Below are 21,247 nucleotides of genomic sequence, written 5' to 3'. Positions count from 1 at the left end.
AGCCTGGTCCTCGATGCGGCCGCAAATGCCCTCAATATCACCCAGGCGCATATCGATCTGTGCAAGTGCGAGCTTCATGGCCCAGCCCTTTCCGTCGTAAACCATCGAAATCGTAGTAAAAGCGCCGGCCGCATAATGCAGTCGGCGCTTGCATGTGCATATGCTAGCTATGATACCCCGAGCGGGGGCGCGCTCCTAGAATGTCGCGGACCACAGCCCGTGCAGGTTGCAGTAGGCATAGACGGTACCGGTCTTGGAGCCGCCCGCGAAAAACGTCGCGGGTTTCATGCCGGGTTCAAGGTAATGAACCTCTAAGCGGCCCTCGGCCTCAAGGGCGATCCACTCAATGTAGTGCTCGGGCAGGCTGGGGTGCTCGACCGAGCCAACGCGTGCGCGAATCACGTGACCGTCACGCTCGGTCTCGACAACAGGCACGTGCTTCTCGTGCGCCGCGTCCTCTGTGTTTGCAGTCAGTTCCGTGCAACCGGCAGGGGTCGCAACGTCGTCGCCAAGGGCGGCGATGAGCTTGCCGTCGGGGTCCTTAAAGAATTTCGCCATGATGTTCTCCTTTGCTGATGTGCCAATGTTCTTGATGGTTCTTATGCCCAAAGGCAGACAAACCATCCACGGCATTGCAAATGAACACATAACGGATTAGGCAAGCGGTCGAGCCAAAATGCGTCGACCGTCCTGCCTACCCCAGCAGCCCCACCCGAGCGGGTTAGCGCCCGTCGCCGCCGAGCAGCGCCAGAACGTCCTCGCGGGTAAACAGCGCCGACGAGATGCCGTCGCCGCCGAGCACGCTGTTGACCAGGTCGCGCTTGGACTCCTGCATCTGCATAATGCGTTCCTCGATCGTGTCCTTGGCGATGAGCTTGTACACGGTCACGGTATGTTGCTGGCCAATACGATGCGCGCGGTCAGTCGCTTGGTCCTGCGCCGCCACGTTCCACCACGGGTCGTAGTGAATGACCACGTCGGCCGCCGTCAGGTTAAGGCCCACGCCGCCCGCCTTGAGCGAAATCAAAAAGATCGGAACCTTGCCCGCTTGGAACTGCGCGACCATCTTGGCGCGGCTCTCCTTAGACGAAGCGCCCGTGAGCTTAAGGAAGGCGATGTCCTCCTTGGCCAAGCGCTTACCAATGATATCGAGCATACCCGTAAACTGGCTGAACAGCAGGATGCGATGCCCGCCGTCGAGTGCGCCGTGCACGAGCTCCATGCACGTATCGAGTTTGGCGCTCCCCGCCTTGTAATCCTCGTAGTGCAGACGCGGGTCGCAGCAGATCTGGCGCAGCTTGGTGAGCTCGGCGAGCACCTTGAGCTTGTCTTTCTTAAACTCGGATGACTCGCGGTGCTGCACCTGTTGGGCGATGCGGTCCTGGTTGGCCAGGTAGAGCTTGCGCTGCTCGCCGGTGAGCTGCGCCATGACCGTATCCTCGATCTTCTCGGGCAGGTCTGCCACCACGTCTTCCTTTACGCGGCGCAGCACAAACGGCGACACGAGCGCCTGCAGGCGAGCGGCGCTGTCGCCCTCGGCGTGCTCGACCGGGCTTTCGAAGCGCTTGGCAAACGACTCGCGCGTGCCAAGTAGGCCCGGCATCAAAAAGTCGAAGATGCTCCAGAGCTCGGACAAGCGGTTTTCGATGGGCGTGCCCGTCAAGGCAAAGCGCACGCCGGCAGGCAGGCGCTTGGCGGCACGCGCTACCTGCGTGAGCGGGTTTTTAATGTACTGGGCCTCGTCGAGCACCACACGGGCAAAGTCCTGCTCGACATACTCGTCGATATCGCGCCGCATAAGGTCATACGACGTCACGACCACGTTATGCTCGGCCACGCCGGCGATCTGCACGCGACGCTGCGCCTTGGTGCCCACAATGGCGCACACATCGAGCGAGGGCGCAAAGCGCTCCAGCTCGGCGGTCCAGTTGTACACAAGCGACGCGGGACACACCACAAGCGTGGGTTTAGTGTCCCCCGCCTCCACGCGCGCCAGGATATGCGCGATCATCTGGAGCGTTTTACCCAGGCCCATATCGTCGGCCAAGATGCCGCCAAGGCTCAGGTGTTCGAGCGAGCCGAGCCACTGGTAGCCGTCGACCTGATAGCCGCGCAGTGTGGCCTTGAGCGAGACCGGCACCGTAAAGTCCATCTTGCCGAGCGTATCCAAGCGCTCGACGGTGCGGCGGAACGCGGCGTCACGATCGGCCTCGAGCGCGGGTGTGCGCGCGAGCATGCTATCGACGAACAGGGTGCTCGATGCGGGAAGCAACACGCCGTCGAGCAGGTCGACGGCATCGACGCCCAGGTCCTCGGCGAGGCCAAACGCGGCTCGAGCGCCCTCGTCCAGGCGAATGATGTCGCCGGACGTAAGGCGCGCAAACGTTTGATGGCGCTTGTACGAATCGAGATAGACGGCAAGGTCCGCGGCCGAAAGCCCGCTCACGCCCAGCTCGACATCGAGCAGATTGCTCTTGACAGTCGCACGAACCGAGAGCTTGGGCGCGGGGCGCACCGAAATCTGGCGCAGGCGGTCGCTGAGCATGACCTCACCCAGCTCGGACAGGGCGGACAGGCCCTCGGTCAGCAGGCAGAACAAGCTCTCGTCATCGCGCTCCTCAAACGCCAGACCGCCCTCGTAAAAGTCGAAATACAGGGCCGCCGTGTCCATAACACGAAACTCTGCCACCTCGTCGCGGGGCGGCACGCCGGGGCGTTGCTCTTCGAAGAGACTGCCCGGAGCGCCTAGACTAAAGAGGTCTGCCGACCAGTCGCCGTAGGTAACCGTAATTTTGCAGGTCACAAGCCCATCGTCGACGCCGATCGCCATAGCAAAGCTCGGCTCGGGCGCCACGGTATCGAGCGCGGCGGGCGCGGTAAGGTCGGTGTAGTCGCGCAAAATGGGCAGCGCCATACGACAGAACTCCCCCACCTGGTCGACAGCGATATGAATCGGCGTGCGACAGGGCAGTAAGCGCGATAGGAACGGCGCCGCATGCTGGGCAAACGCTACATCGGCGCGGCGCGCACGGCGGGTGTCGACCAGATAGGCAACGTCGCCCGAAGCAAAGCAGTATGCATCGGCCGGCAGGCGTAGATCGTAGCTGCCACCAGCCGCCGGCGCGATTTTGGCGGCAAGGAGCGGTGGGCGCTTAGACAGCGCCTCGTCCTCCCCTTCCGGAGGCATCTCAACCGCCACGTCATAGGTGCGATGCGTCGTCGTCCCCCGCGACCAGGCGGGCTCAAAAGAGATGCTCTGGCCGCGCAACAGGTCCAGCACATATACGATGCTATGCTCGGACAGCGGCAACTGACGCTCGGCGACAAAACCGCTGCGGACAAAGTCGTACGACGCCGAACGCGAGCTTGTGATGTCATCGAGATAGGCAACTGTCGTCACGACAAGGTTGAGCAGCTTTGTCGACACGTCTTCGAAGGCTTCGGGCGTATGGACAAACGTGAGTTTCTTGCCATAAGAGAACGTGCCGCCGCGCACGTAGGCATCGGCCATGCCGTCGATGTCCTTGACCACGTAGGACACCGAACCGCAGCGAATGCGGAACTCGAGCGCCCAGCTAAAGCGGTCGGCGAACAGCGGATTGTAGTACGGCACCAACGAAGGCTCCAACGCCGCCTTGGGGGCATCGGGATCCACACTGCCAGCGAGCTTGCGGCGCATGCTCGCCAGCTCATCCATGCGTGCGTCCGAAAGATCGGAGAGCGCCGCCATGAGGCTGGGACTCGTGGGGACGGGCGCCGGAAAGGGAAAGTTGGGATTGACGGCCGGCGCTTTGAGCGCGGTGCGCGCGGGCTGTTTCGGCTGCGCCGTAAACGTGCGGACCGGCGTGCGCAAACCTTCGACGGGCTCGGCGCCACTGGCATCCAGATACGCCAGCGCCGTGGCGATGGCGTGCTTGCACATGCCGGAATAGCGGAAGGCGGCGGGGCAATCGCAGTCGTAGTCGATAACCTCGTGCTCGTCCATGTCGAGCGCCACGTGCGTCTTGTACAGGTCGCCGCGCGAGCCGCGCACCGAGCCCTCGATGTTCACGTTTTTGGAGAAGCGCGAGCCGGAGTCCTCAAACGACAGCACGGCACCGTTGAGCATGAGCGAACGCCCCTTCATAAAGGTGCCGCTCAACGCCGCCTCTTTGCGAAGCGCCTGCACAAACGTCCCCTGTGCCATCACTTCCTCCAATCTCGCGCGGACCAGCAAGGTCGCCCTTAGATCACCGTCACGCGACCCTGGTTACCCACGATGGCTTTTGCCTCTGCCAACAGCGGAATCGAGCGTGCGTTGACCTTGGCCGGCACCTCGGCACGCAGCACACGCCCGTCCACCTGCTCGATAAAGATCTCCACGCGGTCGCCGCCCGGGTTGGCGGTAAGCACCGTGGCAAGACGCGCCATATTGCCCTGGCTAAAGCGGCTGTTGGGCACCATGACCTCAAACACCTTGGGCTTGTTGTTCTCCTCATTAAGCTCCAGTGGCACGATCTCCTGCGCGATGATCTGATCGCCGCGGTCCGAGCGCTCAAGCTTGCCCTTAATGCGCACAAACGCATCGGACAGCTGCGCGCCGGTCTCGGGATCGACCTCGCCGTACAGGTACCCCTCGGCCTCCTTGTAGGTCTTGGGGAACACCACGACCGTGGCCTCGCCTTCCATGTCCTCGAGCTGCACGATGCCCATGGGGTCGCCGTTTTTGGTCACGCGCTTGGACACGCTCGAGACCATACCGGCCCACCACAGCGCCTTGCCCTCGGGAATCTCCTGGTTGATGGTACCGCCCGTGGGGTTTTGCACCTCGTAACCGGTGTCGATCTGCGAGAACGAGAAGTCGCGCGCCTTGGCTAGCGCATACTCAAACGGGCGCAACGGGTGGTCCGAGACATAGATGCCCAGAACCTCCTTCTCCTGGCTCAGCTTAAGGTGGCGGTCCCACTCCTGGCCATCCGGATCGGGCACGCTCACCTCAAAGCCCGAGCCCTCAACGTCGCCGAACATATCGAAGAACGACGTCTGGCCGCTCGCGCGATCCTTTTGGCGCTTCACGGCGGCATCGATGATATTCTCGGGGTTGTTCTTATCCACAAAGTGCATCATCTGGCGACGCGGATACCCCGTGGAGTCGAAGGCGCCTGCCTTGATGAGCGATTCGATCACGCGACGGTTGGCCTGGCTCGAGTCCACGCGCTCGACAAAGTCGTGCAGCGTCTTAAACGGGCCGCCCGCCTCGCGCTCGGCGATAATCGCCTGCGCCACGCCAGTGCCCACGCCGCGGATGCCGGCCAGACCAAAGCGCACGCCCTCCTTGGTAGCCGTGAACTCGGTACCGGACTCGTTGACATCTGGCGACAGCACGGGGATGCCGTCGTGGCGGCACGCCGAGACGTAATGAACGATCTTGTCGGTCTTGCCCGTGTAGGACGTCAGAACGGCCGCCATGTACTCGTGCGGATAGTGCGCCTTGAGCCACGCCGTCTGCATAACCAGGATGGCGTAGCCGGCGGAGTGCGACTTGTTAAAGGCGTAAGATGCGAACTCAAGAACATCGTCCCAAATCTTCTGGGCGACCTCGCGCGTGTAGTTGTTCTTGATAGCACCGTTCATCCAGTGGTCGTAGGTGGTCTCGTCCGAGCCATCCTCCCAGTGGAGCACCGTCGACGTGAGCAGCTTGATCTTTTTCTTAGCCACGGGCTTACGAATACGCGAGTCCGATTCGCCCTTGGAGAAGCCGCACATCTCGACGGAGATGAGCATAACCTGCTCCTGGTAGACCATGGTGCCGTAGGTTTCGCCCAGGATGTCGTCCAGGCGGTCGTCGTAGGAGACGGCCGGCTCCTTGCCGTTCATACGGTTGATGTAGGACGAAACCATGCCGGCGCCCAGCGGGCCCGGGCGGTACAGAGCGATCAATGCCACGACGTGCTTGTATTCGGTGGGTTTCATGTTCTTGATCGTGGCCGTCATGCCGGCGGACTCGACCTGGAAGACGCCGGCGGTGTGGCCGGAGCCCATGAGCTTAAAGATCTCGGGATCGTCAAAGGGAATCTCTTCCTCTTTGATGTCGATGCCGAAGTTCTTTTTGATGTTTGCCTTGGCCTTGGAGATAACCGTCAGCGTGCGCAGGCCCAGGAAGTCCATCTTGAGCAGGCCCATGTCGGCAACGGTATGGCCCTCGTACTGGGTAATCTCGACGCCGCCCTTGGTGTCGAGCTTGGTGGGCACATGCTCGTTGACGGGGTCGCGGCAGATCAGAACGGCGCACGCGTGCACGCCCTCGCCACGGGTGAGGCCCTCAATCGAGAGCGCCGTGTCGATGATGCGGCGGGCGTCGTCGTCCTTTTTATAGGCCTCGGCAAAGTCGGGGTTAAACAGATCCTCTTTGCCGGGTTGTTTTTCGAGCACCTGCTTGAGCTTGACCTTGGGGTCGCTCGAGACCATCTTGGACAGGCGCTGGCCCATGTAGACCGGGTAGTCCAGGACGCGCGCGGCGTCGTTGATGGCCTGCTTGGCCTTAATGGTCGAGTAGGTGATGACGTGGGTGACCTTCTCGGGGCCGTAGAGCTGGCGAACGTGCTCCACGACCTCGAGGCGCCGCTCATCGTCGAAGTCCATATCGATATCGGGCATCTCGGTACGCTGCGGAGACAAGAACCTCTCGAACATCAGGCCGTTCTCGAGCGGATCGAACGCGGTGATGTTCATGGCGTAGGCGACGATAGCGCCGGCGGCCGAGCCACGGCCGGGGCCGACGCCGATGCCGTTGTCCTTAGCCCATTGCACGTACTCGGCGACGATCAAAAAGTAGGCGGCAAAGCCCTTGTCGCAGATGACCTTGTATTCGTACTCAAAGCGCTCTTTGATGTTGACGCCGCCGATCTCGCGCGTGGCCCAGTCGTCACCGTAGTGCTGGCGCAGGCCCTTCTCGCACTCGCGGCGGAACTGGCTCTCGTGCGTCTCGCCGGGATCGAGCAACGGGAAGCGCGGCAGGATGATGGAGTCCCAGTCCAGTTCCACGTAGCACTTGTCGGCAATCTCGAGCGTGTTGTCACAGGCCTCGGGGCAATACGGGAACATCGCCCGCATCTCCTCCTCGGTCTTCATATAAAACTCCGAGCCGGTCATGCGCATGCGGTTGGGGTCGTCGACCTTGGCGTTCATGCCGATGCACATGATGACGTCCTGCACGGGCGCGTCCTCGCGGCGCAGGTAGTGAAAGTCGTTGGTAGCGATGACCTTGACGCCCACCTGTTTGGCGATGTCGATGAGCGTACGGTCCATCTGCTCGTCGGTCAGGCCATTATCGGTGGTAATGCCGTGTTCCTGAATCTCGATATAGAAGTCGCCGGGATCGAAGGTGTCGCGGAAGGTTTCGGCCCACTTGATGGCGCCTTCCATGTCGCCGCGGTCGATGTATTTGGGGATGATGCCCGCGATGCAGGCACTCGTGCAGATCATGCCCTTGGCGTGGCGGCGCAGGTTGTCGAGCGTCACGCGCGGCTTGTAGTAAAAGCCCTGCACGGCGGCCTCGGAAACCGTCTGCATCAGGTTGACATAGCCCTCCTGGTCCTTGGCCAGAAGGATCATGTGGTAGAGCTCGGGCTTGTGGTCGCGGGCAAGGGTCTCGTCCGGCGTAAAGTAGACCTCGCAGCCAAAGATGGGTTTGATGACCAGCGGCGGCTTGAGCTCGTCGATGTTGCCCTTCTCGCCCCACATGGCCATGTCCTTCACATACTGGGCATGCTCGCGCGGGTTTTCCTCGGGATCGGGCTCCACCAGCTCGTCGCGGCGGTCCTTTTCCAAGAAGGCCTTGTCGTGGCTCCAGGTTTTATACTCGGGCGTGTTGTGGTTGACGGCGTCGCAGGCCAGCGCCAGGTCGGGCACGCCATACATGTAGCCGTGGTCGGTAATGGCCACGGCAGGCATGCCAAGCTCAACAGCGCGATTGACCATATCCTGGATACGGGTTGCGCCGTCGAGCATGGAAAAGACAGTGTGATTGTGCAGATGGACGAATGCCATGTGATGAGCTCCGATGCGGGTTCGTGTTCTGACTGAACGATTTTACCCCACGGCACGGACAGCACCCGAACCTAGCCAAACCAACACGGGTAGCTAATCACCCGAACCTAGCCAAACCCACACGGGTAGCTAATTTGGGACCTTCAAAAAGGGGAATGAGGGCATCCCGATATATCGAGTATTACTGGAACCCCGGCGATGCGCGGAATGATTTGTGACGAATAGTCATGTCCATCAAGAAGGCTCGACGCTTCGGGCAGCTCGTCAATCGATATATCAATTCTTGGAGACATGTATTCCTACCATTTTCAATGAAACAACGGCGGTAATTGCTATCGCGATTGCGCCAATAACACCGAGCGCTATCTGAATGGGATATAACCCCAACACATATCCAAATACGGAGAAAAACATTGCGGAAAAGAGAGCCCTTACCAGAGACGCGACGGAAAGGACCGTCGCGCGGAGATCGTCCGCTATCGCGTCTTGGATTAAGTTTTCCGAAGTGATGTACACCACTTCTGGGAGAAAGCAAAGCACCATGCTAAGGCCAAACAAACACAGCGGATTTGAAGCGAACCACGGAAGAATCATGAAAAGACCGGCCTCGATTAGCATCGAGCCGAGCATGGTATTTCTTTTCTCGAAACGCGATGAGAAGAAATCTGCTGCAATATAGGCCGTCGCATTTACTGCATAGGATGCACCGAAAAAGATTCCTATTATGGAGACGGGAGCATCAAATGCGTCGAATACCAACTGATTCAAGTTGTAATAACTCCCATAGAATCCATCGAGCATGCTTGTGCCGATTAGAAGAAGCAACACCGCAAAAGCGGATTCTCCAATGCACCAGGTTTCGCGTCTGAAGATCTTGGCTACGTCAAACCTTTCCTCCCCAGAGTTTTTGGAATGGGTCGTTTCCATCCTCTCAATGGGATACAGAAGGAAAAGCTGCAGGAGATAGAAAATGGAGACACATACGTAGAGGGCGCTCCAAGATACTTGGGCAATGAATGATCCAAGTACGATTGCCACTCCCGTCGCGATTGATTGCGCGGCAAGCAGCCGAGCGTTGATGGTGAGGAAGCGCTCTCCTTGACCGGCATTTCGGGCAATTTCATATAAAAGCGCTTGTTCGGATCCCGATTGAAGGGAGTAGGCGAGTGCCTCAACAAGGGAAAGCGCGACGAGAAAGGGACCTGAGAGCAACAGCATGCCAGCCGTATGGAAGAAAAGCAGCAGAACGCCCACTTGAATCGAAAACTTCTTTCCAAAGAAATCGCCTATCAACCCTGTTGGCAGCTCGAGAACGACCGTTGCGATGTTAAACAGGGCTTGATAAAGCGCGATTTCCGTGACAGACATCCCTTTATTCGCAAGGAAAAGTAGAAATACCCCCCCGATTTAAAACAAATCCCGCGAGAACGAAAAAGGCGGAATAGACGTGCAGTTGCGCAGTGGCATTCTTATTCATTTGACACTTCCATCAACCAATTATGTCAGGCCACTCGCTACTGACTCGAAGCCTGAAGTGTTCACAGTTGCTGTGGAGAGCGGTAAAGCTTTTGAACATGGTATCAATGGAATACATCCGAAGCGTTTTCGGCAGCATTATCGGCGAAGGCGGGATTAGCCTTTACACGGCGCTCACCCTCGATGTATTTGACGATTTGATCAATCGTCTGGTTGGCGTGGCTCTTGAGCTTGCGCTCATAGAAGAAGAGGCCGAGCTTGCCGCGCGTGCCAGACGTGTTGCCACCCACACCCTGAAAATCCTCGGTATAGGTGAGCTCGCAGGCACCATCGCCAGCAGGTACAGCCTCATAGCGCATGGTATTGATGCCCGCCGCATACTGAAAACGGACCTCATAGAGGCACGGGTAGTCAAAGTGCTTGATCTTAACCTTGATCGCCGTGCCCTTGGCCTTGCCTTTTGCGGACTGGGCGCGTTTCTCGTACTTATAGCCATTGAGCTTGTTGCGGCTGGGACGCTTGCCCGTGGCGTTCTCGATATCCTGCATGATGGACCCCGCCAGAGCGTCAAAAAGCTCCTCCGGCGTCACCTTAAGCGTTTTGGTGAGCTGCATGATGGCTCCTTATTCGTTTGAACCGTTCGAGCCATTGTACCGCCCCAGGCTCTCCCATGCGTTGCGGTGAAATACGGACTGTTTGGCAGCTTTTTTGGCCAAAACAGTCCGTATTCCACCGCAAGTTATCTGAGGGCTAGAGATTGTAGGTGACTACCTGAGGTTCGGCGGGTTCGACGAAGATGGTTGGATCCGGCTGCTCCACGCGGACGAACTTGACGGTCACGGCCTCAAAGCCCGCCTTGTGCAAAACATCAGCGTAGACGCGCGCCTGCAGGGCGTGCTTCTCCTGCAACTGTTCCGGCGTCTCGTCCGGTGTGCCGCCCGTCTTGTAGTCGATGACCAGCGCACGTGACGAATCCGCCGGGTTCGTCGCCAAAGCGTCGATGGCGCCTTCGGCATAAGCACCGTAGCGAGCGATGTCCTCGTCCTCGCAGCCCAGTGAAAAGAACGGCACCTCGGCGCGAATGCACGGCCACGCGAGCAGGTCGGCACGAACAGCCGACTTGAGCCAGCGGTTCAGGGCAACGTCGAAGCGTTCGCGCTGCTCCGGCGTCAGGCGCCACAGACGCGCCAGCGCATCGGCGCGCGCAGCGGGCAACGCGTCGGCACCCATCTCGATGAGCCACTGGCAGGCGGCGTGGAACGCCGAGCCCAGCGCCATGGGGTTGCCGGCGGGCTCAACGACGGCCACGTCCGCATCGGCCATCTCCGAGCCATCCGACTCTGCATCATCGCCAGCCTCGTCCATGGGCACGCGTGCCTCGGCGGCACGGTCCTCGGCCTCGGTATGCAGCGCCGCGGCAATTGACGAGTAGCTGTACGAATCGCGCGCCGGATACGGACAGATGCCCATGCGCACGCCCACCGCCTGGGGATACACGAGCTCAAACGCATCGGGCTCAGGGTCGGCAGGACCGGGAACGGCGGCGCGGGCATCTGCACCGGCGCCCTCCGGCTCCGCATCGCCACGGACAAGCCTGCCCTCGGCATCCAGTGAAGCGTTGGCCTCAAACGCCTGCTCGCCAAAGGTAAAATCCGCGAGCGAAATGAGCTCGTAGTCGCCCGGCTTGGAATTGTCGAACGTCAAACGGTCACTATCGAGCTGTGGCATGTCCAGAGCGTCGGTCGGCAAAATACGGCGCAGCACGTCGTAGGTCAGATCGGTCTCGACGTCGAAGGTCGGCGCCGTCACCTTGCCACGACTCACGCCGGCATCCATCGCCAAGATCACCAGCTCGCGCGCACGCGTCATGGCGACATAGAGCAAACGAGCCCGCTCTTCGAGCGAAAGCTGCAGGTCGTCGTTGCGCAGGCGAGCAAATGCCTCAGCGGGAGAACCCGTCGCGCAGACGTCCTCCATGAGCTCCGGCGGCAGCCATAGCGACGTGCCCTTGCCCTTAAACGCATGCTCAAACTGCTTTTTAACGTCGTCGCCCTTCACAAAGGTTCCGTCGGCGAGCTTAACGCCGTCGAAGCGTGCAGGCAGTGCCACAACCTGCGCCCCGCCCTCGACACGCCCCATCTGAGCCGCACCGGACGATTTGCGCACGCCAAAGCACTCGGCGACCGCCACGACCGGATATTCCAGGCCCTTGGATGCGTGCACCGTCATGATGCGCACCGCGCCGTCGCCCTCCTCGTTGAGGGCACCCGGGGCTTCCTTGCCCGCTAGGAAGCGATCGAAGGCAAGCGCGATGGAACGCGGCGAGTTGCCGAACTCGGCCTCCGCCTCGGCCACAGCGTCGAGCGCCTTGAGCACGTTGGCGGCAATGGCCTTGCCCTCGGGACCACGCTGTGCCAGACGCACAAACCAGCCGGAGGCGTTGACCACGTCGCGCGCGATGGCTGCGAACGAATCGCGGCCCACGCGACGAAGCGCATACCGCAGTACCTCGCGGGCGCGCGTCACGAGCGGCAGGTCTTGCAGGCCCGGCACATCGGAATCGCTCATGATGCCCACGTCGATATTCCTGCGCGAGGTCTCCCCCGTCTGCTCGTCGAGCTTGGTCGCCAGCGCTAGGAACTCCTGGGCGCCGAGCGCAAACATCGGCGAGGCCAGCAGCGGCATAAGGCCCTGCGCCGTATCGGCCGGATTGGCGAGCGCACAAACCAGGGCGCGCACCGTCTGCACCTCGGCGGCTTGGGCAAAGACCGAGCCGCCCGCGATGACGCAGTCGAGCCCCTGGTCGCGGAAGGCCTGTGCGTAGACGTCTGCGTTGGTCATGCGGCCCAGCAGCAGCACCATGCCGCCCTGGGGCTGGCCGGCATCGGCAAGCGCGCGGAATCGCTCCGCGATTGCACGGGCCTTGGCCTGTGTGCGCTCCTGCGTGCTGCCGCCGGCAACAAAGAGGGCCTGGCGACGCGAGGCATCTGCCACCAGCGTGTCCTTGCGGCCGTCGCTCGCCTCAAGATCCAAAAAGCCCTGCATCAGGCCGCCGTCATCGCCGTCGAAGACGCGTGCCACGTAACGCAGTACCTCGTCGTGACTGCGGAAGTTGCGCACGAGCTTGACGAGCTCGCCGGTGGGGACATCCAGCGTGGCAACCGTCTCGGACGCCGCCGTCGATCCCACTTTGCGCTCCTGGCGACGGAAGACCTCGACCTCGGCGCCGCGGAAACGATAGATCGACTGCTGTGCATCGCCCACGGTACACAGCGCGCGCTCCCCCGCACCCGTCAGGTAGCGGATCAGATCGACCTGCATCTGGTCGGTATCCTGGAACTCGTCGATCATGACCATCTTAAAGCGGCCCTCGTATGCCGCTCGGATGGCCGGGTAATCGCGCAGAGCCTCGTAGGCCATACGCAGCAGGTCGTTGTTGTCGAGGGCAGACTGGCCGGCCTTCAGCGCGCGATACTCAGCCTCTACAGAGCGGGCCAAGCCCACCAGCGCATCGAGCGCCGGACCACCGCAAGCCAGCACGATATTGATAAATGCATCGGCGGCCTCGGCCTTGAGCAGCTCGACCTGCTCCTTAGGAAATGCCTTGCTCGCCCGTGGCATGGTGCACGACATCATGAGTCGCGCCGCATCGGCCATGGTCTTGCCGCTCGCCTCGAACGCATCGATGGCGTCGAGTGCCACCTGTGCCTTCTCGGTCGCGGCCTTGCTCGCACCCAGTGCTGCGCGATATGCATCGGCAAGCGCCGAGGTGTCGGCCTGTCCGCGCGCCACATGCACGTCGTCCATGCCGCCCGGCAGCTGGCTCGAGAGCTCCAGCAGCTCGCGCACCAGACCCTTGATGGTGGTGCCGGCACCAAACGGCCCGCCCTCGCCCGCCATGGGATACCAGGCGTAAAGGGCCTTGAGCGAGGCGGCGAGCTCGGGGGCGGCATCGGGCGCCGTCGCGCGGGCCAGCACATGCTCAACAGCCTGGTCCATAAGCTCGTCGGTATCGGTGAGCACTGTGAACTCGGGATCGATGCCCAGCTCCAACGCGTGTGCGCGCAGGATACGCGAGCACATGCCGTGAATGGTCGAGATCCACGCGTCGTCGACAGTCAGTGCTTCCTCGTCCATGCCCTCGTCGATAAGCGCACGGCGCACGCGGTCGCGGATCTCGGCCGCGGCATCTTTGGTAAAGGTAATGGCGAGCACCTGGTCCAGATGCTCAACGAACGGACCGGATTCGGGCGAGAGCGCGTAGACGATGCGGCGCGTGAGGGTAAAGGTCTTGCCCGAACCGGCGCCCGCCGAGACAAACAGCGGACGGTCGAGCGTTTTGACAATCTGCAGCTGTTGCGGCATCAAAGTAGAAAGATCCATGGTCTACACGTCCCTCCTTACAAACGTTCCTTCGTGGTTATACGAGCAGCGCGCATGCGCGGCCTGAGCCAACGTCGGGTCGACGGCGGCAACGTTGCCTGCCTCGAGCTCGCGCAGGCGCTCGGCGATGCCGGCCTCCACGCGATCGAGCAGGGCGTCGAAGTCCATGCTGCCGCCCTCGCCCGGAAAGCCCTTCTTAAGGCCCGGGATGCGACCGTCGCCGCGCTCTTCCTCGAGCAGCTCGGCACTCGCGGCGCCTCGCAGCGCCGGCTTGCCGCCCTTGGTCGAAAAGTAGAGCGCCGCGCGGGTGTCCAAATCCAGCGCCCGGCGCATGGCCTGCGCGTAGATGAGCGTTTGGGTATGGGGCGGCAACCAGCGCGGATCGTCGATGGGCGCCGTACCCGATTCCTCGTCGCGTACCGTGGGGTCGGCGAGTTTAAACTCCTCAACGCCCGTGCGATGCTTGTAGTCGATCACCACGGCACGATTCTCGGCGTCCACGTCCACGCGGTCGATGCGCCCGCCAAGCGGCCAACCGGCATACTCGACCTTGAGCTCGTTGAAGGCGAACTCCAGGTAGCGCGGGGCAAAGGGGGCAAGTGCCTCGGACTCGTAGGCTAGCACGCCCTCCAACTGCGGCAAGATCTCGGCCACCTGGCGCTCCTCCACCGCAGAGAGTGGCACCAGCGGGCCCTCCGTGCCTCGCTTGCCGGCGTGCTCGGCCAACGTCTCGTCAAAGACCTCGCGCAGCAGTTCCTGAGCGCGCGGCAGATTCTCGGGCGTCACGCGCTCCATGCCCTCCTGGGGCAGGCGGGCATGCAGGTGCTCCAGCACGTCGTGGACAAAGTTGCCCTTCTCCATGTTGCCAAAGCCCGCATCGATGGACTGGGGCTTCACGCGATACGACACGAACCAGCACAGCGGGCACGTCGAGTACGCCTCAATCTGCGAGGCGGACGTCAGGCGCGGCACGAGCGGCGCATTCTCGTCCTCGCCATCGCGGCGGCGCAGGACCAGGTACGGCACAGCCGCCTCGCTCAAATGCTGAGGAGCCTCGCACGCGACGCGCTTGCACTCGATGCCCTCGCCGGCCGCTGGATCAAAATCGGCGACGATACCGCCCTCTCCCACGCACGCAACCCTGGCGGCGCCAGCGGCCTCGGCATGCGCCCGCAATTCGGTCCACACGGCAGCCGGATAGCACTCGCGTGCCTGGCGATCGTGGGTCACGCGGGCGAGCACAACGGGGCCGCGCGCGGCCTGCATCGCGCGGCCAAAGCGCACGCGCAGCAGGGCCGCGGGCTCAAGCGTCACGCCGCTGCGCCCCAGCTTGGCCGTCAGCGTGGCCAGCGGTCCCTCCTCGTGTGAGAGCGGATAACTGTCCAGATCGACGTCGGCAAACAGCACGGCATCGTAGCTATCGGGGCGCAGGGCTGCCGCATCGGCAAGCGACGCAAAGCGCACCTGGGCGCGCGGCGCGCGGTCGACCTCGTAGGTCTCGTAATCGTATGCGGTGCTGCGCTTGTCCACCTTGGTGCGGACGTCGTCGAGCACGGGCACGGTCGCGGCCTGCGACACGTCGAGCGTACGGGCATCGTTCATAAGGATGTCGATGGCATGTCGCAGCAGGGCGGTCTCCGCCTGGCGACGAGCCTGACCGTCAAGGCCTCCAAGGGCGCGATCGGGCAACGCCTCGGCGACGGCGAGCATGGCCTTGAGCGCCGTCACGGGTTTGTCGCGCCACAGCGCTTGGAACACGTCCGAGACCACGCACGGCACGTTCTTAAACCAGTTCTCATCGCTCGCCGCCTTGCGCGTGCCCCTGACCTGGCCCTGCACGCTCTGCAGCAGGCTCTTGACGGCCGTGGTGGTCTTGCCGCGCGACAGGCGCATGTTCTTGTCGAAGGTGCGCGCGCTGGCGGCATCGGCACCCGAAAGCGGACTGTAAATCCAGTCGGTAAGCTCCGGCGCGGGCCACCACTCGGTCTTAGAGGCGGTGCCCTCATCGGCGGCCTTCATGCGCTCGATCAGATTGGCGAGCGCCGTGAACTGCCTGCCCGCGATGGATTGGGAAAACGCCGTGAACTCGGTTGTCTCGGCCGCAATATGACGCGCCGCCAAACGGGCAGCGAGTTCACCAAACAGCTGGGGCGCCCGGGCAGACACCATGAGCACACGCACGGGGTCCGCGGACGCCGTGACACCGCCGTCGACCGCGGCGTCCTCACACGTTTTTACCAGCCTATCGATTGCATCCACATAGGCGTGGGCGCGGGCGTGAGGGCCGGCAACCTCTACAAAGGCGGGCTGAGCGACGGACTTGGAGGCAGTCTGGGGCGTGGCGGCACCCTCCCCCAGCGGCGCAGCCTCAAACAGCACACCGCGGGCATCAAAGGCGGCAGCCAGATCCTCGCGCATTGCCGCCTGCTCGCGGGCAAGCAGCACAACGACCTCTCCCCCGTTGTTTGCCACGGCGGACAGCAACTCGAGCAGGCCGTGCATAAACGACGTGATACCGCGCACACATACCGCGCGGGCGCACGCCGGTAGGTTGTCGGCCAGCACCTCGGCCATAAGGTCAGCCGCCTCGCAGGGCTCGACCATGCCTCGACGGTCCAAGCCGCCCGCGTAGGCACTCAACAGCTCGAACACGCGAGCCTCGGCGTCGCTTTTGGGATCGGGCTGGCAAACGTCGCCGCAGCAACGCTCGGCACCCGTTCCCGCTACGCCCGGCAGCACATCGCGGGCCATGCGCGCGAGCATGCGCACCGTGCCTTGACTGCGCGAAAGCGGCTGCAGGCCGGCATCGTCGCGACGGGCGATCATGTCCGAGAACAGCATCTGGCGCTGCATGTTGTCGACGAAGCTGCGGCCATCGCCCATAAGCTCCCACAGCGAACGAAGCCACGATGCGGGGGTTTTGTAGTCAACGCCCAGCGAGGCGCCAGCAACCGCAGCATCGTGACGGCACAGGTCGAGCTCGGCAAACGAGGGCGCCAGCAAAACGGCACGTCCGTGGCAGTCAACAAGGTCGGCAAGCAGCGCCGACTCGGCATCGCTCAAATCCGTGCCGGCATTGGTGGTATAGATTCGAACAGGCATGGTCCTCCGCTCAAACTGTTCGCAATAATCAATGCATCCATCCTACCCGCCCATGCGGACAGATTTGCCCCACGCCAACAGATTTGATTCCTTGGGGACGGAGGAAAACGGATCACAGAGGGGGTTAGTCTAACCCGGTGATCCGTTTTCCTCCGTCCCCAAGGGATCAAAAAACCGCCCCCGAAGGGACGGTTCTGCGCAATTCGTTTTTGCCGCTGGCCTACTCGCCATCCTCCAGTTTGATGAGGATCTTGCGATAGCCACCGTACTCGCCATTAAGCGCCTTGGACACGCGGCTCACCGTGGTGGACGAAGCGCCGGTGCGGGCCTGAACCTCAACATAGGGCTCGCCCTCATCCAGATAGCGCGCGACCTGCAGGCGTTGCGATAAATCGCAAATCTCGCGCGGCGTGCAGATATCGGTTAAAAACGCCTGGATATCGTTCTCGTCGTCCAAAAGACTAAATGCGTGGACCAGCTGCTTGACATCAGGCTTGTCAAACATGTTCTCGATATTCATCGATCACCGCCAAACCCGCCAAAAGGCATCGAAGTTGATACTGACATCGGGCATCGTTCGCCCGTAAATATGCAATAAAACTATGCATGGGCCATTTGCCCGTAGCAGTGTAGCACACCACCAAACTAAAGTGACAAGACTCTCTGTCAGCGGCACGTTTTTCAGGACGAACGCCGTTTAGAAACCGAATGCGCACGTAAGCTCCACGAATATTTGAGACAATGGGCGCCCAAACACCGCGGCGCGCCCGCGCAACCATCCAAGTCGCCGCCGCAAGCCGCTTCACGCGACGCCAGCAACCCCGGCGCAAGAAAGGATTCACGCCATGCGCTTTATGCTTAACTGGCTCTTCACCTCGATCGCCATCGCGATCGCCACGTTCCTCGTCCCCGGCATCCAACCCTTCGGTTTTGCCGAGGCCTGGGTCTGCTTTGCCTTTGTGGGACTGTTCCTCAACATCGTCGATTCGTTCGTCAAACCGTTCCTCACGGTCATCTCACTGCCGCTCACGATCATTACGCTCGGCATTTTCCAGCTCGTGCTCAACAGCTTTATGCTGGAGCTCGCCAGCTACCTGTCGGTCAACCTGTTGGGCGTCGGCATCTCCATCGCCGGCTTTGGCTCGGCCTTTATGGGCAGCATCCTAGTGTCCATCATGCGCAGCATCCTCGATAGTCTTGCCGAGGACTAAAACGGCCATTCCGACCGTGTCCGTCTCAACAGCCCAAAACGAAGGCCGCCCATCGCAAAAATGGGCGGCCTTCTTATTTGTCAATCCTCAGAGGGCAAGAAAATCTACCATTTCCACCCCGTCCCCAAATGGCAGGTGGGCTAGATGACGTAGTCGTAGCCATGGTTGGGAGCGACAAGTTGATCGAGCGTCACGCCGTCGAGGTAGTCGTTGATGAGCTTGTCCAGGTTCTTCCACACGTCGAGCGTGGGGCACTCATCCGAGCGCGAGCAGCCCTTGCAGTCGCCATCCAGGCAGGCGACCGGCGCCAGACTGCCCTCGGTCAGGCGCAAGATCTCGCCCACCGTGTACTGCTCGGGCGGACGCGTGAGCACATAGCCGCCGCCCTTGCCACGCATGCCCGAAAGCATGTTGGCGCGCACGAGCGTAGCCAAGATGTTCTCGAGATATTTCTCGGAAATCCCCTGTCGCGCCGCGATCTCTTTGAGCGGGATGCGACCGGCCGCCTGGTGCTCGGCCAGATCGACCATAACGCGCAGGGCGTACCTGCCCTTAGTAGAAACCAACATATATAGTGCTGCCTTTCGGTCTTTTAGTCCGTTGAAATTCTAGCCGAAAAAATGGGTTTGAAAATACCCGTTCCGGTCAAGATGGTTAATCGACTCGTAATAATCTTCTATTTCCTATTGCATTACTAGGCTTTAGTGTCTACTATGCTTGCCAACAGCTAAACGAACAACCTATAAGGTTTATGGGTTTAGCTGCTACACGCACCGTGAAACCACACGGCAACCAGCAACTTGAACACTTTGGAGGTTCACCATGAGCAAGGTTTACACGTCCATCGATCAGCTTATCGGCCACACCCCGCTTCTGGAGCTCACCCACTTTGAGGCCGACGAGGACCTCAAGGCCCGCGTGCTCGTCAAACTGGAATACTTCAACCCAGCCGGATCCGTTAAAGACCGCGTCGCCAAGAACATGATTGACGAGGCCGAGAAGGCAGGCAAGCTCGTGCGCGGCGGCGACTATACCATCATCGAGCCCACGAGCGGCAACACCGGCGTCGGCATCGCCTCGGTGGCGGCCGCCCGCGGCTACAAGGTGATCATCACCATGCCCGAAACCATGTCCGTCGAGCGCCGCAAGCTTATGCAGGCATATGGCGCACAGCTCGTACTCACCGACGGTTCCAAGGGCATGAAGGGCGCTATCGCCAAGGCCGAGGAGCTGCAGAAGGAGACTCCCAACAGCATCATCGCCGGCCAGTTTGTGAACCCCGCCAACCCCGCCATTCACAAGGCAACGACCGGCCCCGAGATCTGGGACGACACCGACGGCAAGGTCGACATCTTCGTTGCCGGCGTCGGCACCGGTGGTACCGTGACCGGCGTGGGCGAGTTCCTCAAGGAGCAGAACCCCGAGATTAAGGTAGTCGTCGTCGAGCCCGCCACCTCCCCGGTGCTCTCTAAGGGCCAGGCCGGCCCGCACAAGATCCAGGGCATCGGCGCCGGCTTTGTGCCCGACGTCCTCGACACCCGGGTCTACGACGAGATCATCCCCGTCGAGAACGACGACGCCTTTGCCACCGGCCGCGCCGTGGGCCACAAGGAGGGCGTGCTCGTAGGCATTTCGTCCGGTGCCGCCGTGTGGGCCGCATTGCAGCTGGCCAAGCGCCCCGAGAACGAGGGTAAGACCATCGTGGCCCTGCTTGCCGACACCGGCGAGCGCTACCTGTCCACGGCACTGTTCCAGGACTAGAGCTTCTCGTTCTTAGAACGAGTCCAAGGCACGCCGGTCTCCCCTCTCTTCTGGCAGCCTAAGCCCATCTCGTTAGGGTGTCCCACGAGACGTCCGAACTTGCTACAATGTCTGCGGCGCGGAACCAGCCTCCCGCGCCGCTTTTCTTTTTTGGCCACATGCCACCAAGGAGAACCTCCCCATGCACAACAAGCGCGTGCTCGTCGCCATGAGCGGCGGCGTCGATTCCAGCGTGACCGCGTACCTGCTCAAAAGCCAGGGCTACGAATGCGTCGGCGCCACCATGCGCCTCACCCGCCCCGCACCCGACCCCGCCACGGGCATGAGTAAGGTCGACCGCGACATCGCCGATGCAAAGGCCGTCGCCGAGCGCCTGGGGATACCCCACCATGTGCTCGACCTGCAGCAGACCTTCGACCGCAACGTTATCGAGCGCTTCGTGACTGCCTATCAGGAGGGGTTGACGCCCAACCCGTGCATCATCTGCAACCGCCATATTAAGTTTGGCGCGCTGCTCGATGCGACGCTGGATATGGGCTGCGACTACATCGCCACGGGACATTACGCCAAAACAAGCCAGGCGGCAGACGGCACCTGGCAGCTACATCGCGGCGAAGACCCCAAAAAGGACCAAAGCTACTTTTTGTATTCGCTTACGCAGGAGCGCCTGGCGCACACGATCTTTCCACTGGCAGGCCTGGACAAGGAGCGCGACGTGCGCCGCATAGCCGCCGAGCAGGGCTTTACCAACGCCCAGAAGGCCGAAAGCGAGGACATCTGCTTTATTCCAGACGGTGACTACGCGGGCTATATCGAGCGCCGCTGCGGACATCCCGCTGCACCGGGCGACATTGTGTGGCGCGACGGCAGCGTGGTCGGGCGCCACAATGGCGCGCTGCGCTACACCATCGGCCAGCGCAAAGGCCTGGGCGTCGCGATGGCGCATCCCGTGTATGTGACGGGCGTCGACGCCGCCAACAACACCGTGCATCTGGGCGAGGCCGAGGACCTGACCGCCGCCGCCCTCACGGCCGATGAGTGGATCTGGAGCGCGCCGGACGCACGCATGGAGGCCGAGCTGGATGCCGGCGGCATTCGCGTAGGTGCCAAGTACCGCTACCGTCAGAAAGACCAGGCAGCGACCCTTACGCGTGACGCCGACGGACAAATGCTGCTAACTTTTGACGAGCCGCAGCGCGCCATCGCCCCCGGCCAAGCCGTTGTAGTCTACCGCGGCGACATCGTCCTCGGCGGCGGTACGGTGACCGGCGCACTTAAGTAGCCGC

11 protein-coding genes and 1 pseudogene are annotated in these 21,247 nt (G+C 61.7%); 3 read left to right on the top strand and 9 right to left on the bottom strand.

Features of this window, described 5'->3' with window-relative positions:
• Positions 1-195 precede the first annotated feature (195 nt).
• The 8 genes from AB5758_RS05140 to AB5758_RS05105 all read right to left on the bottom strand — a co-directional run bounded on the left by AB5758_RS05140 (position 196) and on the right by AB5758_RS05105 (position 17,509).
• A complete protein-coding gene (locus AB5758_RS05140) occupies positions 196-558 on the bottom strand; it encodes a desulfoferrodoxin family protein (RefSeq protein WP_055285739.1) in 363 nt (120 codons plus the stop codon).
• 163 nt (positions 559-721) lie between these two features.
• Entirely contained in the window at positions 722-4,186 is a 3,465-nt protein-coding gene (locus AB5758_RS05135) for a DEAD/DEAH box helicase (RefSeq protein WP_368141455.1), read from the bottom strand.
• A gap of 38 nt (positions 4,187-4,224) precedes the next feature.
• Entirely contained in the window at positions 4,225-8,028 is a 3,804-nt protein-coding gene (gene dnaE, locus AB5758_RS05130; RefSeq protein ID WP_368141454.1) for a DNA polymerase III subunit alpha, read from the bottom strand.
• 276 nt (positions 8,029-8,304) lie between these two features.
• Positions 8,305-9,435 carry an MFS transporter gene (locus tag AB5758_RS05125; RefSeq protein WP_368141458.1) on the bottom strand — a complete coding sequence of 377 codons (1,131 nt, stop codon included), beginning with the start codon at positions 9,433-9,435 and terminating at the stop codon, positions 8,305-8,307.
• A gap of 173 nt (positions 9,436-9,608) precedes the next feature.
• Positions 9,609-10,118 (bottom strand): DUF3284 domain-containing protein, encoded by a 510-nt coding sequence (locus tag AB5758_RS05120; RefSeq protein WP_368141453.1) that lies wholly within the window; start codon positions 10,116-10,118, stop codon positions 9,609-9,611.
• A gap of 136 nt (positions 10,119-10,254) precedes the next feature.
• Positions 10,255-13,887: a UvrD-helicase domain-containing protein gene (locus AB5758_RS05115; RefSeq protein WP_368141452.1), complete on the bottom strand. Its 3,633-nt coding sequence runs from the start codon at positions 13,885-13,887 to the stop codon at positions 10,255-10,257.
• 3 nt (positions 13,888-13,890) lie between these two features.
• Complete coding sequence (locus AB5758_RS05110; RefSeq protein ID WP_368141451.1) at positions 13,891-16,989, bottom strand: PD-(D/E)XK nuclease family protein; 3,099 nt, start codon at positions 16,987-16,989, stop codon at positions 13,891-13,893.
• Between the two features lie 220 nt (positions 16,990-17,209).
• Positions 17,210-17,509: a YerC/YecD family TrpR-related protein gene (locus tag AB5758_RS05105; RefSeq protein ID WP_006235366.1), complete on the bottom strand. Its 300-nt coding sequence runs from the start codon at positions 17,507-17,509 to the stop codon at positions 17,210-17,212.
• Positions 17,510-17,834: 325 nt separating this feature from the next.
• Between AB5758_RS05105 and AB5758_RS05100 the strand changes: the two genes are divergently transcribed.
• Positions 17,835-18,200: a phage holin family protein gene (locus AB5758_RS05100; RefSeq protein ID WP_342996892.1), complete on the top strand. Its 366-nt coding sequence runs from the start codon at positions 17,835-17,837 to the stop codon at positions 18,198-18,200.
• Positions 18,201-18,340: 140 nt separating this feature from the next.
• Here AB5758_RS05100 and AB5758_RS05095 read toward each other — a convergent pair whose 3' ends face one another.
• Positions 18,341-18,769 (bottom strand): RrF2 family transcriptional regulator, encoded by a 429-nt coding sequence (locus AB5758_RS05095; RefSeq protein ID WP_022094857.1) that lies wholly within the window; start codon positions 18,767-18,769, stop codon positions 18,341-18,343.
• A 253-nt stretch (positions 18,770-19,022) separates the two neighbouring features.
• Between AB5758_RS05095 and cysK the strand changes: the two genes are divergently transcribed.
• Both cysK and mnmA read left to right on the top strand, forming a co-directional pair.
• Positions 19,023-19,961, top strand: a complete 939-nt coding sequence (gene cysK / locus AB5758_RS05090) for a cysteine synthase A (protein WP_368141450.1) — start codon at positions 19,023-19,025, stop codon at positions 19,959-19,961.
• Between the two features lie 178 nt (positions 19,962-20,139).
• Positions 20,140-21,243 (top strand): annotated as a pseudogene (gene mnmA, locus AB5758_RS05085) (tRNA 2-thiouridine(34) synthase MnmA); the annotation flags it as partial.
• Between the last annotated feature and the right edge of the window lie 4 nt (positions 21,244-21,247).

This window comes from Collinsella aerofaciens (assembly GCF_040926405.1).
Taxonomy (GTDB): domain Bacteria; phylum Actinomycetota; class Coriobacteriia; order Coriobacteriales; family Coriobacteriaceae; genus Collinsella.
Note: the sequence above shows the minus strand (reverse complement) of the source record. Positions and strands in the feature narration are given on the sequence as shown.

What these genes read in the sequence shown, in the direction of transcription:
- AB5758_RS05105 (WP_006235366.1), bottom strand. Translation starts at nt 17,509, where the DNA reads ATGAATATCGAGAACATGTTTGACAAGCCTGATGTCAAGCAGCTGGTC.
- dnaE (WP_368141454.1), bottom strand. Translation starts at nt 8,028, where the DNA reads ATGGCATTCGTCCATCTGCACAATCACACTGTCTTTTCCATGCTCGAC.
- AB5758_RS05100 (WP_342996892.1), top strand. Translation starts at nt 17,835, where the DNA reads ATGCGCTTTATGCTTAACTGGCTCTTCACCTCGATCGCCATCGCGATC.
- AB5758_RS05135 (WP_368141455.1), bottom strand. Translation starts at nt 4,186, where the DNA reads ATGGCACAGGGGACGTTTGTGCAGGCGCTTCGCAAAGAGGCGGCGTTG.
- AB5758_RS05110 (WP_368141451.1), bottom strand. Translation starts at nt 16,989, where the DNA reads ATGCCTGTTCGAATCTATACCACCAATGCCGGCACGGATTTGAGCGAT.
- AB5758_RS05140 (WP_055285739.1), bottom strand. Translation starts at nt 558, where the DNA reads ATGGCGAAATTCTTTAAGGACCCCGACGGCAAGCTCATCGCCGCCCTT.
- AB5758_RS05095 (WP_022094857.1), bottom strand. Translation starts at nt 18,769, where the DNA reads ATGTTGGTTTCTACTAAGGGCAGGTACGCCCTGCGCGTTATGGTCGAT.
- cysK (WP_368141450.1), top strand. Translation starts at nt 19,023, where the DNA reads ATGAGCAAGGTTTACACGTCCATCGATCAGCTTATCGGCCACACCCCG.
- AB5758_RS05115 (WP_368141452.1), bottom strand. Translation starts at nt 13,887, where the DNA reads ATGGATCTTTCTACTTTGATGCCGCAACAGCTGCAGATTGTCAAAACG.
- AB5758_RS05120 (WP_368141453.1), bottom strand. Translation starts at nt 10,118, where the DNA reads ATGCAGCTCACCAAAACGCTTAAGGTGACGCCGGAGGAGCTTTTTGAC.